General features: G+C 36.8%; 12 protein-coding genes. 3 read left to right on the top strand and 9 right to left on the bottom strand.

The genetic code is table 11. The features are described 5' to 3' along the window. Positions 1 to 91: 91 nt before the first annotated feature. From ACE1OF_RS00495 to ACE1OF_RS00460, 8 genes are all read right to left on the bottom strand, one after another. On the bottom strand, positions 92 to 1,534 hold the full coding sequence (locus ACE1OF_RS00495; protein ID WP_448891893.1) for a hypothetical protein: 1,443 nt from the start codon (positions 1,532 to 1,534) through the stop codon (positions 92 to 94). A gap of 56 nt (positions 1,535 to 1,590) precedes the next feature. Next, positions 1,591 to 2,655, bottom strand: coding sequence for a 3-dehydroquinate synthase (gene aroB, locus ACE1OF_RS00490; protein WP_448891891.1), 1,065 nt, complete (start codon positions 2,653 to 2,655; stop codon positions 1,591 to 1,593). Between the two features lie 84 nt (positions 2,656 to 2,739). Beyond that, positions 2,740 to 3,258: a shikimate kinase AroK gene (aroK, locus tag ACE1OF_RS00485; RefSeq protein WP_448891890.1), complete on the bottom strand. Its 519-nt coding sequence runs from the start codon at positions 3,256 to 3,258 to the stop codon at positions 2,740 to 2,742. Between the two features lie 201 nt (positions 3,259 to 3,459). Further along, positions 3,460 to 5,604, bottom strand: coding sequence for a type IV pilus secretin PilQ (locus ACE1OF_RS00480; RefSeq protein WP_448891889.1), 2,145 nt, complete (start codon positions 5,602 to 5,604; stop codon positions 3,460 to 3,462). A gap of 2 nt (positions 5,605 to 5,606) precedes the next feature. Next, positions 5,607 to 6,140: a pilus assembly protein PilP gene (locus ACE1OF_RS00475; protein WP_448891888.1), complete on the bottom strand. Its 534-nt coding sequence runs from the start codon at positions 6,138 to 6,140 to the stop codon at positions 5,607 to 5,609. Continuing rightward, the gene (locus tag ACE1OF_RS00470) at positions 6,137 to 6,739 is read right to left on the bottom strand and encodes a type 4a pilus biogenesis protein PilO (RefSeq protein WP_448891887.1); all 603 of its coding nucleotides are present in this window, start codon (positions 6,737 to 6,739) and stop codon (positions 6,137 to 6,139) included. The genes ACE1OF_RS00475 and ACE1OF_RS00470 overlap by 4 nt, the downstream gene beginning before the upstream one ends. Then, a complete protein-coding gene (locus tag ACE1OF_RS00465) occupies positions 6,739 to 7,323 on the bottom strand; it encodes a PilN domain-containing protein (RefSeq protein WP_448891886.1) in 585 nt (194 codons plus the stop codon). The genes ACE1OF_RS00470 and ACE1OF_RS00465 overlap by 1 nt, the downstream gene beginning before the upstream one ends. Then, entirely contained in the window at positions 7,311 to 8,390 is a 1,080-nt protein-coding gene (locus tag ACE1OF_RS00460; RefSeq protein ID WP_448891884.1) for a pilus assembly protein PilM, read from the bottom strand. Before ACE1OF_RS00460 ends, ACE1OF_RS00465 begins: the two co-directional genes overlap by 13 nt. 127 nt (positions 8,391 to 8,517) lie before the next feature. Here ACE1OF_RS00460 and ACE1OF_RS00455 point away from each other — a divergent pair, with 127 nt between their 5' ends. Further along, the gene (locus ACE1OF_RS00455; protein ID WP_448891882.1) at positions 8,518 to 11,190 is read left to right on the top strand and encodes a penicillin-binding protein 1A; all 2,673 of its coding nucleotides are present in this window, start codon (positions 8,518 to 8,520) and stop codon (positions 11,188 to 11,190) included. Between the two features lie 139 nt (positions 11,191 to 11,329). On the opposite strand, the gene rsmI is transcribed toward ACE1OF_RS00455, so the two are convergent. After that, positions 11,330 to 12,181 carry a 16S rRNA (cytidine(1402)-2'-O)-methyltransferase gene (rsmI, locus tag ACE1OF_RS00450; protein WP_448891881.1) on the bottom strand — a complete coding sequence of 284 codons (852 nt, stop codon included), beginning with the start codon at positions 12,179 to 12,181 and terminating at the stop codon, positions 11,330 to 11,332. Between the two features lie 116 nt (positions 12,182 to 12,297). On the opposite strand from rsmI, the gene ACE1OF_RS00445 reads away from it, so the two are divergent. Both ACE1OF_RS00445 and ACE1OF_RS00440 read left to right on the top strand, forming a co-directional pair. Next, complete coding sequence (locus ACE1OF_RS00445; protein ID WP_448891880.1) at positions 12,298 to 14,346, top strand: penicillin-binding protein activator; 2,049 nt, start codon at positions 12,298 to 12,300, stop codon at positions 14,344 to 14,346. After that, a complete protein-coding gene (locus tag ACE1OF_RS00440) occupies positions 14,333 to 14,707 on the top strand; it encodes a YraN family protein (RefSeq protein ID WP_448891879.1) in 375 nt (124 codons plus the stop codon). Before ACE1OF_RS00445 ends, ACE1OF_RS00440 begins: the two co-directional genes overlap by 14 nt. The last annotated feature ends 70 nt before the right edge of the window (positions 14,708 to 14,777 follow it).

Below are 14,777 nucleotides of genomic sequence, written 5' to 3'. Positions count from 1 at the left end.
TCGCCCGAAAAGGCAACCAATACAAAAGAAAACGATTGTATCTTGATTTAAGCATCAACGGTATTCCTTTTTAGTGAATCACTTGAAATACCTACAGACTATTAATTTCTTCCTGAACTATCGATAGTGATTTAACCCATACCCCCCTATCAATAATTCCTTGAGGAAGCTTTTGTATTGCGGCCTTTGCTTGAGGTTTGTCGTTAAAAATAGCTGTCGTTAAAACAATAAGCTTTTGTTCATTTAATTTTTTTTCATAGCTGAAGTATTCTAAATTTGGGTACTTATCAACAAAACCCGATAATAAATCTTTATTCGTAAAACCAACAAGTTGAACCACATAACCTGTTGAGTTATTCAAATAATAGTCAGGCGTTGTAATAAATGTTGACGTTGGAACACTTGATTGACGGGGAGTTACGGGTTCTTGATTTAATACTTTTTCATTCAACTTAACGGTATTAATTTTAGCTGGATTAGGCTCTGCAATATTGACGGTTGATGGTGTGACTACTGTATTTTGTATTGCAACATCTGCTTGAACAGGTGCTAGGGGTTCATTTAGGTTCAGTGCTTGTAATACATCTGCGGCTTTTGCTTGCTGAATAACTTCATTATGCGTTGAAACTGGCTCCCCTAACAACGCTGCTTGTATGTCAGATGAATCAGCAAGAAGCTCAGGCGCTGCTTCTATGACTGCTTCATTAACCTCCTTTGCTAATACCGTTTCTTTTAGCGCTGCTGTGCTTGCTACTAAAGACTCGCTATTTACAGGCGTGGGGTCAATTGATGATAAGTTTGACAACTTAAAATTATCATAATGAATAAGCCCATACCAAGAAAGCCCAGTAAGCACTGAAATAATAACAACAGTGGCCAATATTTTAACCCACAGTTTACGGGTAAAATTTCTTTTATCTGTCGCAAACCTTGAATGTTCTATCGAAAACAATTGGCCAGACTTTGCTTCGATAATCGACAATTTATTTTTGAAAATACTTTTATTAGCAGCCACATCCTGTGCAGCTTGCTCTATGCCAAATAGCACAACATTAATTTTATTTTTGGTTTTCGTTTTGTTTGCCACGTCAACAAGCTGACACAGTTCGTATTTGATTTGTAAAGACAACGCGTGAGCATGCTCAATAACAATATTGATATTGTTTTTACTCTGCTTATTCAGGTTTAAAATACTAACTGCGAGTGATTTTTCAGGGTCAAACAAGGTATTAGAAAATAACTGCTCAATTAAACGGCAACGCATTTGTATATCATTAAGTTTCGTTGAAGCTGAGATAAAAGCGACATTGGTCTCTTGAATTGTTTGTTCTGATGAGAAATTAGTTAAAAATTGACGAGCGGCTTGCGTATAAGCATTTACATCATTTTCTATTACTAAAACCGCTTGTTTAGAGAAACGTTGAATATATTCAATGCGCGCACTCACGCTAATCGAGGTTACTGCTGGCTCACTATTTAGTTGCACTGAAGCCATCTGATCATTACCGATACTGGTGTGTGCTACTACAGACATATACAACCCTTTCTACAATTGTTACTACCTAACTAAATATTAGACAGACAAAAAAATTATAGAATTTGTTGAAGTATCTCTTGAGTAATATCATCACGTATCTCAGACTTACCTATCGCCGTAGGCACAATAAAGCGTAATTTTCCGCCAATATTTTTCTTATCACGGCGCATATGTCGAACAAAATCATCACAACTCATGGTATCTGGCGCTTGTAATGGTAAATCAAACGCGTTGATAAGTGACTCTATTCGACAAAGTTCTGACACTTCAAGCAAATTCATTGTTACTGCTAACTTAGAAGCAAGCACCATGCCAGTTGCAACAGCTTCACCATGAAGCCAATTACCATAACCTTGTTCAGCTTCAATAGCATGACCAAAAGTATGTCCTAAGTTAAGTAGTGCACGAACGCCCGCTTCAGTTTCATCATTCGCAACAATATTTGCTTTACACTGACAACAAATTTCAATCATTTTTGCTAATGTGTTTTGATCACCCGCTTTTATTGCCGTAATATTGTTTTCTAGCCAAACAAAAAACTCATAATCACCTAAAATACCGTATTTAATAACTTCAGCCATGCCGGCATTAAACTCACGTATAGGCAAAGTAGTTAAACTATTAATATCAATAATAACCGCTTTGGGTTGGTAAAATGCGCCAATCATATTCTTGCCTAGCGGATGATTTACTGCTGTTTTTCCACCAACAGAAGAATCAACTTGAGACAGCACGGTTGTAGGCACTTGAATAAAATCTATACCACGTTGGTAACAGGCTGCTGCAAAGCCAGTAATATCACCAATAACACCGCCACCTAAGGCAATTAAGGTGCTGTCACGGCCGTGCTCATTTGCTAGCAAATGCGACATAATCCGTTCAAAATTTGCTAAACTTTTTTCTGCTTCACCATCAGGTAGAATGATTTCATCAAGCTCATAATTAACAAGTTTAGCTTTAATTTTATCTAGATATAACGGTGCAACTATCGTATTAGTAACAATACAAACACGTTTAGCGCGAATATGCTTGCTAAATAGGGTTTCGTTATCAAGCAGACCTGAGTCTATGTAGATAGGGTAGCTTCGTAGTCCTAAATCAAGATTAAGAGTGGGCATATTAGCTTTACCAGAAATTATGTCGGGATAAGGGCAAAGCCACTAAGATTTTACAGTGGCTTCAATAAAGAAAATCAATTTTTATTAAAAATCTAAGCGTTCAATTATTTTATGCGCAACCACTTTCGCGCTTTGATCATCTGTTTTAATTACAACATCCGCAATTTCTTCATAAAGAGGATTGCGCTCAACAGCAAGGTTTTCTAACACTGTACGAGGTTTTTCTGATGTTTGTAATAATGGACGACGGCGATCTCTTTGAGTACGCGCAACTTGCTTATCAATGGTTGTTTCTAGATAAACAACGATACCGCGTGCCGATAAACGATTGCGAACTTGATCACTAATAACTGAACCACCACCAGTTGCTAGTACAATACCTTGTTTTTCGCTTAAATCTTCAATAACATCTTCTTCTCTTTTACGAAAGCCTTCCTCGCCTTCAAGGTCAAAAACCCAAGCGATATCTGCTCCGGTGCGACGTTCAATCTCTTGATCTGAATCGAAAAATTCAAGGTGTAGCCTGTCTGCAAGCTCTCTGCCTATAGTGCTTTTACCCGCACCCATAGGGCCAATAAGGAAAATGTTACGTTTTTCTGCCATTAGATTAACTTATTACTCGTTTGTTTCAGGTATATCAAAAGAAAATTACAGCGAAGCTATTTCCCTTTTGATGTCATAGAGGTCTCCCTCGGAAATTTCAAGGGCGTAATTATCGCAATTGTTAGGGTAAGATTGCAAGCAACATTGTTAGTAAGTCAGACAAAAACTCTAACTTACTAACCTTAATGTGTTTATTTGATGTTAAAAATGTTCTGTAACAACACGCGGCGTTACAAAAATGAGTAATTCTTTTTTCTCATTATATTGATTAGAGTTTCTAAACAGCCAACCAAAGTAAGGGATATCTCCCAAAACTGGCACTTTAGAAACCGTACTAATAATAGATTGTTGATAAATTCCACCTAACACAATAGTTTCACCATTATTCACTAGAACCTGCGTACCAATACGTTGTGTATCGATTGCAGGGGCAGAACCACTCTGTACATCTGATATGGTATCTTGGGTAACCACTAAGTCTAAAATAATTTTATTATCAGGTGTGATATGGGGTGTAACCGTTAGGCTTAATACTGCTTTTTTAAACTGTGTTGCTGTTGCACCACTTGATGCTGCTTCTTGGTATGGAATTTCAACACCTTGCTCAATATAGGCTTCTTTTTGATTCGCCGTTGTTATTCGTGGACTCGCGATAATTTCACCTTTATTTTCTTTTTCCATCGCACTGAGTTCAAGGTCAAGAATCGTGCCATCTGCCAAACGGGCTATTTGAAATGCTAACACGCCAGCAGGGTTAGCGGCAGGTAAATTAACATTTAATCCATCTTCCAACTTTGGCACTCTACCAACCCCAAGATCAGATTCATTTGCTGCCCTTGTACCATTGGCTTGTCCAACACCTTCGAGAGAACCTGACGTAGCAAATTCACCATTGGTATCAGTTACTCCCCACCGTATACCCAGTTCTTCATTAATATTATCTTTAACCGTTACCATGCGTGCTTCAATGATAACTTGACGAACAGGTATATCTAAAATGTTGACCATACGCTTAATATCTTCAATACTTTTTGCCGTATCACGAATAAGCAGTGTGTTTGTACGTTCATCTACCGAAACGCTACCCCGCTCTGATAAGATGCTGGTATCTTCATTTTTAATTAATTCAGCAAATTCAACAGCCTTAGCATAGTTAATTTGTACATATTCAGAGTATAAGGGAGCTAATTCTTCAACTTGTTGCTGAGCTTGTAAGTTTTTAGCTTCTCGAGCTGCTAGTTCATCGCTAGGCGCTACCATCAAAATATTGCCTTGCATGCGTTTATCCAAGCCTTTCACTTTTAAAATAATATCAAGTGCTTGATCCCAAGGTACCCCATCTAAACGTAGCGTAATATTGCCCATTACGGTATCACTGGTAATTAAATTAAATTCATTATAATCAGCGATAATTTGTAGCACAGTCCGAACAGGAATATCTTGAAAATTAAGGGATATGGTGCGACCTGTAAATTCATCTGTGTCAGCTAAATAACCAGGTGCCTTTTTTTCTTTTTCTTTAACCGACAATATAAACAAGTTACCTTCTTGCTTATGTGAAAAAGTAAAATGTGTATCTACATCAATAACTAAACGGGCATTACGACCATCTTTAAATGTTTCTATACCTGAAACAATCGTGCCAAAATCAGTGACATCAAGTTTATATAACAAATCATCTATTATTTTTGTGTTGTGAAACTCAACATTTACTTTGCCTAACTTATCATTAACATCAACAGCAACCATGCTATCTTTGAGGTACACTAACACTTCAGGTGAATTTTCATCATCTAAACGAAAATCAATTGATTCAATATGGTTAATAAATTGCTCGCCTGCGGGACTTAACTCCTCAACAACCTTAGCTGACTGACCATAATTGAGTGTTAAGAAGAATTTTTTTTCATCAATAGCCACATCAAATACAGCTAACTTTTCTAAATTAATTGTTGCGACAACTTCTCCAGAAGAATTGTCTAGTATGATATTTGTAACCCCCGCATGATTAACAAGTGTTTCTTGCAAGTTAACATCATAAACATCAGCAGAAAAAATAATTTTTATAAAAGCAGGATTCATTGACGTTTCAACGGTAGGTAAAGCAGATATCTCATCGGAAAATTCAAAAACCAACTCAATTTGATCATCTTGAATTGTATTATAAGAAATACCTTGTAATTGTGCTTTGCTCACCTGTTCTTGCTCTTGCGTAATACTCTCTTGTGCCTTAATCGGTAAAGAGGTGGCAACAAGTGTTAGTAGAGTAAAACAAACTAACCAATTTAGTCTCAAATTGATTATCTCAGAAAACCCTTTGTAGTTTTTTATTTTATTAAATAGCATTATTATTTCCTTTCCCCTTCTGATACAGATTGAGCAATTTTTATTACAGTTTCTCGCTCTACCCAACAACCTGCACCATCAGGTGTCAACTCTACTAATTTCAATCTTTTATTATTTACTTCTGTTATACGCCCATCAAACAATCCTAAGTAGCTTCCAATAGATACTCTATGTAGAGTTAAGTCTGATGCTTCCACTAGTGCCCAGAGTACACCATCATCTCCCATAGTGCCGCGCATAGTAAGATCACTTAATGCATACTTCTCTAATGGTTGTTTTCTACGACGAGGATCAGGACTTAAGCAACCAGACATTTGTTGAATCTTTTGTTGTATTGCTTCAGGTTCAGGTAATGAAAAAGGACTTCTTAAATCAAATGCTGAATAATCATAATGATTATATGGGTGCACTTCTGGCATAGGATCAATTTGGCTGGTTGTGGTTGCTTTAACCTCTGCCATATACGTACCTAAATCACTGGTATCATCATAACAGCCGCCAATAAAAGCTAAAGTAATTAGAAAAAATATTCTCATTGTATTTCAGCCCCCTGCTCTTGATAACGATATGTTTTGGCTTCAAGTTTCAAGTTTAGCGTATCGCCATTTGTTCCCAGAATATTAATCTTAAAGTCATGTAAAGTTACAATGCGAGGTAATCCTGCAATTTTACTCACAAAACCACCAAAAGAATGGTATGAACCATTAACTTCTATATCAATTGGCAATTCAATATAAATTTCTTTACTGATTTCTGGCTGCCATTCTAACTTAACAAATTCTAGTCCATTCGTTGTGCCGATAAAGGTTATATCATCTAATAAACCCGGTGTTTCATGGCTATTAGGTAAACTTCTCAACTGAGTTGCAAAAACATCTTCAGCCTCAATCATTTGTGCCCTAAATAATTCTAAGTTGGCTGCTACATGGTATTTTGTTTCGTAAGATTGTTTTAACGTAAGTTCTTCTGCCTGCACTCGCTTAAGCTGATCTATTTTGTCACTCACTAAACCAATATAGCCTAAAAAAACAACCATAGCGGCTAAAAATATAATTAACACTAATTTAGGCGCGGCTGGCCATTGAGCTAAATTCTCTAAATCGAGATCTTCAAACTGAGATTTATCAAAGTTCACTAGCTACCTCCCTTTGCTCTATTAGCAAGTTCAGTATCGCTAACTAAACCTTGTATTTTCACTCTCATTTTAAAACTACTTAGTAGTTTTGATGAACTATCATCAGACGTTATAGATTCTGGCGTTGCATCAGTAAATAAGTCAGATAATTCAATAGCTCTGATCATATTTGCCAAATGGTTATTTGACTCACTTTTTCCGATAATTTCTATACTATTACCTTGTTTATCAAGTTGAGTAATATAAATACCATTGGGAATAATTTTAGCTATTTCATCAAGAATTTGTGTACCAACATTTCGGCTACGTTGTAACTGTTCAACAACATCAATACGCTTTTGCAATGCTGCTTTTTTATCGTTCAACGTTTTAATTTCAGCAATTTGTATATCTAATTTTTGAATTTCATTCTTTAAAAATTGATTACGCATTGATTGGCCATCAATACGTGATTGAAAATTAAGATTCACAGCAAATATCAATGCGAAAGCAAACAAACAAACAGCAATTAACAACGTAAAAAATTCTTTTTGTTTTTCCTTAAGCGCTTGCTCTCGCCAAGGAAGCAAATTTATGTGTGCCATGGCGAAAAACTCCTTAAAGCCAAACCAGTAGCCACGGTTAACTGCGGTGCCACCTTATTCAGCTCATCTTTATTAATAGAATCAGATAAGGCCATTTCATTAAATGGATTAGCAACAACGGTGTGCACACCTAATTCTTCAGTCAACAAGTTTGCAATATCTTCAATTGATGCAGTGCCACCAGAAACAAGTAAGTAATCGACTTTCTTTAAACCACTAGAAGTTAAAAACATTTGAATTGCCCGACGTATCTGTTGCATGATGATAGTGTGAAAAGGCGCTAACACTTCAAAAGTATAATTGGGTGGTAAATCATTCGTTATTTTTGCAATTTCAGCTTCTTCAAATGATTTATTATAATAAGAAACAATGGAGCGAGTATATTGTTCGCCACCAAACATTTGGTCACGGCTGTATAAGTGTTTACCAGCCTTAGTTACTGAAAACAATGTCATGGTTGCGCCAATATCAACAATGGCTACGGTTTTTTCCGCAGCATCATCTGGTAATTGGGATAAACATAAGTCATGTGACCGGCTTACCGCGTAAGACTCAACATCAACAACTTTCGTTATAAAACCACCTGCTTCTAATGCTGCTACTCTTGCTTCAATAGATTCAGTACGTGCCGCGCTAAGTAATACATTAACCTTGCTAGGATCTGATTCATTTACCTCTAGCGTTTCAAAATCTAAGCTCACTTCATCTAACGGATAAGGAATCAGGCTGTCAGCTTCTATTTCAATTTGACTTGCTAGTTCTTCCTCAGTTAATGAGACATCCATATAAATTATTTTGGTGATAACAGTTTGACCTGAAACTGCTGTTGCTGCTTCTTTTGCTTTCATTGGTATATTTTTGCGTATTTTAGCAATCACTTTACCAACAGCTTCAATATCTTGGATTTCTCGATCCACAACCGAGCCACGGATCATCGGCTCAATAGCAAAGTCTTCTAAAATATAGCCTTCACTGCCTTGTCTTAATAAAACGGCTTTGACCGAATGAGACCCAATATCGATCCCCACCATCATAGTTGTTTTCTTTTTCCATATGTTATCTAGCATAAAAACCTACTAAATTGTTTTATTTTAATTATTTTAGACATGTTTTTCACATAAATACATTTATTACATGGTTTTACAAGATATACTAGCATTATCTGACATTTTCCCAATAAATAGAGTATTTGTCGTGCTTTCAGCTAAAAAAATTTTAAAAATTACTGTAACTTTACTATTTATAGCCATTTTTGCTATATTTTTATTGTATTTAACTTTGCGCGATGATTTGCCCGATATCAATTCTTTAAAAGATGTACAGTGGCAAACACCGATGCAGATATATAGCAATGATGGTTTATTAATTTCACAATTTGGTGAAAAAAAACGCAAACCATTAACCTTTGAAGAAATACCTCAACAATTGATTAATGCACTGCTGGCAACTGAGGATGATCGATTCTATTTTCACTTTGGCGTTGATCCCATAGGCATGACTCGGGCAATATTAGGAAAACTGACAGGTAATGACAAAGGTGGCGCTAGCACAATAACTATGCAAGTAGCGCGCAATTTTTTCTTAACTAGAGAAGTCACATACACTCGTAAGATTAGAGAAATTTTTCTCTCTTTTCACATTGAAAGTTTGTTAACTAAAAATGAAATATTAACCTTATATATTAATAAAATTCCCTTAGGTCACAGAGCCTTTGGTTTTGGTGCCGCCGCGCAAGTTTATTATGGAAAAGAACTCAATGAGCTAAACCTAGCACAAATAGCTGTGTTAGCCGGCTTACCTAAAGCACCATCAACCTATAACCCCATTAGTCGGCCTGACCGAGCTAAAGTTCGTCGCACTACCGTATTACAACGTATGCTAGTCAGCGGCTACATTACAGAACAAGCTTATCAATTAGCCAAGAATGCACCTATCACAGGCAAGCCTCATGGTGCAGAAATAGCGCTGAATGCGCCATATGTTGCGGAAATGGCACACCAAGAAATGATAAAGCGCTATGGTAAAGAACAAGCTTATACTGGCGGTTTTAAGGTATTCACCACAGTAACTAACAAATTACAGCAAGCAGCAAACACCGCTATGACTGGTAATTTACTGCGATATGACCAGCGCCATGGCTATCGCGGGGCAGTAAGCTCATTACGTCCTAGTAACAACACTGCTGACAAAACTCGCGGTTCGTTGGATAAATATGACAACTTATCAACTAATACAACATTACCACCAGAGGTAAATCCTCTTTCTGATGATGAAATATCAACGGCACTCGCCCAAGTACCTTCATATCAAAAATTAGTTCCTGCCGTTGTTACATTGGTAAACGAACGTTCAATTAACATCACCTTAGAAGGTAATAAAAAAGCAGTTATTGAATGGCCGGGGATGGCTTGGGCACGTCCATACATCAATGATTATAAACAGGGAACGCCACCTGATACTGCACACGAAATAGTTACCTACGGTGATGTAATTTTAGTCAGTAAAAATGAGTCAAATGAATATCAACTCAGCCAATTGCCTACTGCAAGTGCCGCAATTATTTCGTTGTCACCCGACGATGGCGCAATAAAAGCCGCTGTTGGTGGTTTTAGTTTCAAACAAAGTCAGTTTAATCGTGTTACTCAAGCTAAACGGCAAGTTGGCTCGAACATAAAACCCTTTATTTATTCTGCCGCATTAGAGCATGGCTTTACCTTAGCCTCATTAATCAATGACGCACCAATTAATCAGTGGGATAGAAGTAGTGGTGTTGTTTGGCGGCCAAAAAACTCACCTGAAACCTACGCAGGCCCAATAAGAATGCGTTTAGCATTAGCACAATCAAAAAACGTGATTGCAGTCAGACTGCTAAAAAGTATCGGGTTAGACCAGGCTATTACGCACCTCAGTTCATTTGGTTTTTCACCTGATGAATTACCACGTAATGAATCATTAGCATTGGGTTCAGCCTCGTTAACGCCCCTAGAAGTTGCCACAGGTTTTGCAACTTTTGCTAACGGTGGCTTCTTGATTGAACCTTATTTAATTGACCGTATTGAAACAGCTGACGGCGAAATCGTTTTTCAAGCCAATCCGCGTTTAGCCTGTGACCCTTGTGAAGTAGCGATTGTCTCAGCTGATATTGCAACCGCTACCGAAACCTCTGCTGACCATGCCACAGCTGAAACAATAATAAATAAGGACATAGCAACAGGAATAGACACTGAAGAATTAACCCCCTCTTCAGAGCCCAAAAATACTACATTAAGTTCACCTACAATATTATCTGCCCCCAGAGTTATTTCAGCGCAAAACGCCTTTTTAATAGGCCAAGCACTCAACAGTGCAATTTGGGGCGCTGACTGGTCAACTGAAAACGGCTGGCAAGGTACAGGCTGGCGTGCACGCTCATTAAAACGCAAAGATATTGCAGGTAAAACAGGTACAACAAACGAAGCTAAAGATGCTTGGTTTTCTGGTTTTTCTCGTCGTTTAGTGACTACTTCATGGATAGGGTTTGATGATCCTAGCCATAATTTAGGTCAATCTGTTTACAACCGCAACTTAGGTAAAAATCAAATTACGGGTAAAGAATTTGGCGCTAAATCTGCACAACCTGCATGGATAGACTTTATGAAAGTTGCCTTAACAGATATTCCAGTGGAACCGTTTGAACTTCCAACAGACATTGTTTCAGTGCGTATAGATAAGGTAACAGGAAAATTAAGTACTAAAACAAACAAAAGTAGTTTATTTGAATATTTTCAAGTGGGTACAGCTCCTACAGAATATGTAAGTCAAGATAATAGCCTTGATATATTTCAACACGAATCTGGCGTTAAAAACGAAGAAAGTGAATTATTCTAGCGCTTGATTGATATACCCATTTTACTCTGTAATCTTATTAACGAGCTTAGAATAAGCGATATTTAACAAATTTCACTTACTCTAAACTCGCTAATAAAGCTCTGAGGTGAGAATAAATTTAATAAAACCGCTATAGCGCTTATGATTTAACACTTAATGCTATTTCATAAAGCGCGTTCTTTTTCACCTTATAAATTTCTGCCACAATAGCGCACGCTTTTTTAGGCTTCATTTCAGCCAAGAGCAATTTCAACGTATTAATCACTTCAACAGAAATTTCATCTTGGTTGGCTTTATAGCCTTCAATAATTAAAACCATCTCACCTTTGAGTTGATTAGCATCTTGCTCTAACCACGCGACCAAATTTTCAGCGGTGTCTGAATAAATGGTTTCGAATGTTTTTGTTAACTCTCGAGCAATAACCACATACCGTTCACTACCCAATGTACTTACTATATCTTTAATAGTGTCAATGGCTCTTCTAGGTGCATCATAAAAAACCATCGTTCTCGGCTCATTGACTAATGCTAATAAAGTACTTTGTCTCGCACCAGATTTAGAGGGCAAAAAACCTTCAAAAGAAAATCTATCCGTAGGTAATCCTGCAACACTTAATGCTGAAATGGCTGCACAAGCGCCAGGAACAGGGGATACAGGTAAACTTAAACTCCGACAGTGACGCACTAAATGAAAACCAGGATCACTAATTAGCGGTGTACCCGCGTCAGATACTAAAGCAATACTTTTCCCTTCTTGTAATAACTGAGCAATATAATCTTGCCGTTGACGTTCATTGTGATCATGCATCGACAGTGTTTTATTTTTAATTGCAAAAGCCGAAAGTAACTTTTGTGTGTGGCGAGTGTCTTCGCAGGCAATAACATCAACCTGCGTTAATACCGCTAATGCCCTTGCACTAATATCTCCCAAATTACCAATAGGGGTGCCGACAATATACAAAGTGCCTGCGTTTATTTTGAATTCACTCATGTAAACTTACTTCTTTCGTTGCTACTTAGGTTTTAGGAACAGTATTTAGTTGAGACTCACTGCAATGGCGTTTATTATAACCCTACACTGAGCTAAAAATGCACGGATTTTTCCACGTGAGTCAAACTAATTTTCTAGCGTTAACTTTAACTATGCTATCACTATTTACAATATTAAAAGAAAAACGTATCTTCAGCACTTTTTCTGTGCTGGTTTTATTGACGTTATTATTGTCTTCTTGTAGTACAAAGCCTTCAATTAAAAGAGCTGAACGCCCAAAAAACACGGTCACGCAAAAAGTACCTGAAGTCATAACAGCCGAAGAAAAATTAGCCTTAGCACAAACCCTTCATAAAAAATTACTTAATAGTAACTTAATCAATGAATCAGATCTGGATAGTAAAAACCATTTGCTCGCACAACAAACATTAATAAATAACTTATTAATTGATGCTTGTGAATTATATTTACAAGAACAAAATTATGCTAAAGCACTTTGGTTAGCTAATGAAATTCAACAAACTGGTCAAGGTAACAAACCACAAATTGATAATGTAAATCAGCAAAAGAATTACCAAAATGACTATCGATTATTATTAGTAAAAGCTCGTAGTTTACTGGCGCTAAATTATAACCAACAAGCACAACAACAATTACAAATTGCCAATGAATTAGTCTCTTATACCAACAATAATCCAACACCCTCCTTAACGTTAACGTTTGAGTATTATCAAGCATTGAATCAAGTATTGTCAGCACAAAACCAACTTATACCAGCCCTTGTAGCTCAACTAAATGCTTTTGCCCTGAACCCATCAGCCTCTGAAGAAGATATTCAGACCATTTGGCGTAATCTTGAATCTTTAACTCAATGGCAAATAGCTCAGCTTAATAACAATAAACCACCTTTTATTAAAGGCTGGACTGAATTACTCAATTACAGTCATAAATTTGGCTCAAATCCTGAACAATTTTCTCGCTATTTACACTTGTGGCAACAACATTATCCTGCGCACCCAGCAGTAGCGATTATTTCCCAATTACAAACACCTCAATCATCAGAACAACCGACAGAAAATACACTTGAAAATATTGCCATATTATTACCATTAACAGGTAGTCAACAAAAAGCGGGGTTAGCGGTTCAACAGGGCATTTTAGCTGCTTTTGATAATGACTCTAATCACAACCTGTTCTTTATTGATACCAATCAACTTGACTGGCAAAGTCTTGGTGATAATTTCACTCAACTTAAAATAGACCACATTATTGGTCCATTATTAAAAGCCAATGTAGAAACATTCTTAAATTCAAGTGCAGAACAAATACCACTTCAAATACCTACCTTGCTGTTAAATTTACCCTATCAACATTCACTTGCCGACACACAGTTTGCTTTGTCAATGCGTCCTGAAGATGAAGCAATACAAGCGGCAGCAACACTTAGCCAGCATAACTACCAAAATCCGATGGTAATAAGTCATAATGATAGAGTATCAAAACGAATTGCCATTGCGTTTAGAGAACAATGGCAATTATCTACTAATAATACTATTGATATTGTTTACTTCGACCAAGGTAAACAAATGCAGGCCAATTTAAAAGAAAGCCTTGATGTAAACACAAGTCAAACACGTATTAAACAGCTAAACGCACGCCTTAAGCATAATATTGAATCAGAACCTAGAAACCGCCGCGATATTGACATGATATATTTGGTAGGAAGTTCGGCACAAACACGCTTAATTAAACCTTACATTGATGTGAATATCAGCCCTTTTGCTGAAGTTATTCCTGTGTTCGCTAGCTCGCGTAGCCACAGTGATTTTAATGACAAAAATACAGCAAGTAGCATCAGTGACCTGCAAGGGTTAACTTTTACTCAAATTCCTTGGTTGCTTAATTCTAAACAACAAAACAAAAAGCTCAATAAACTCAGTGAGTCATTGTGGCCAATGCGAACCGACAGTTTGTCACGAATTTTTGCTATGGGTTATGACAGCTATCATTTATTAAGCAAGCTCACGTTAATGAAGCAAGCGCCTTATATTCGTCACTTTGGTCAAACAGGGGTATTAAAGTTAAGTAATAATAATATTCTCACCCGAAGCTTAATTTGGGGACAATATAAAAATAACAAGGTGATAGAAGTTGCTATGGACTAAGGCGCAAACAAGCTGTAATAAAGGAAAAGCCACAGAAGCATTTGCTCAACAATATTTAATGCAAAATGGTTTAACTTTTATTGACAAAAATGTACATTGCAGACAAGGTGAAATTGATCTTGTGATGAAAGATGGGCAAACATTCGTTTTTGTTGAAGTCAAATTCCGTAAAAATAACCACTTTGGTGGCGCAATTGCAGCTGTATCTCAAGCTAAACAAAATAAAATTAAACATTGTGTTGCATTTTTTCTCCATCAAGCCAACTTAAATGAATATAATACACCTTGTCGATTTGATGTTATCGCCTTAGAGGGGGATATTAATAATCCACAAATTACTTGGTTAAAAAATGCTTTTTAACCATTTTTAAGCTATTACTTTTAATCATGACTTTTGAATTTCCGCTTTAGAATCATAGAAAGTCATTGGA

It is taken from the genome of Colwellia sp. E150_009 (assembly GCF_053543955.1).
Note: the sequence above shows the minus strand (reverse complement) of the source record. Positions and strands in the feature narration are given on the sequence as shown.

Coding starts and splice junctions, on each gene's coding strand:
- ACE1OF_RS00495 (WP_448891893.1), bottom strand. CDS start 1,534: ATGTCTGTAGTAGCACACACCAGTATCGGTAATGATCAGATGGCTTCA.
- aroB (WP_448891891.1), bottom strand. CDS start 2,655: ATGCCCACTCTTAATCTTGATTTAGGACTACGAAGCTACCCTATCTAC.
- aroK (WP_448891890.1), bottom strand. CDS start 3,258: ATGGCAGAAAAACGTAACATTTTCCTTATTGGCCCTATGGGTGCGGGT.
- ACE1OF_RS00480 (WP_448891889.1), bottom strand. CDS start 5,604: ATGCTATTTAATAAAATAAAAAACTACAAAGGGTTTTCTGAGATAATC.
- ACE1OF_RS00475 (WP_448891888.1), bottom strand. CDS start 6,140: ATGAGAATATTTTTTCTAATTACTTTAGCTTTTATTGGCGGCTGTTAT.
- ACE1OF_RS00465 (WP_448891886.1), bottom strand. CDS start 7,323: ATGGCACACATAAATTTGCTTCCTTGGCGAGAGCAAGCGCTTAAGGAA.
- ACE1OF_RS00460 (WP_448891884.1), bottom strand. CDS start 8,390: ATGCTAGATAACATATGGAAAAAGAAAACAACTATGATGGTGGGGATC.
- rsmI (WP_448891881.1), bottom strand. CDS start 12,181: ATGAGTGAATTCAAAATAAACGCAGGCACTTTGTATATTGTCGGCACC.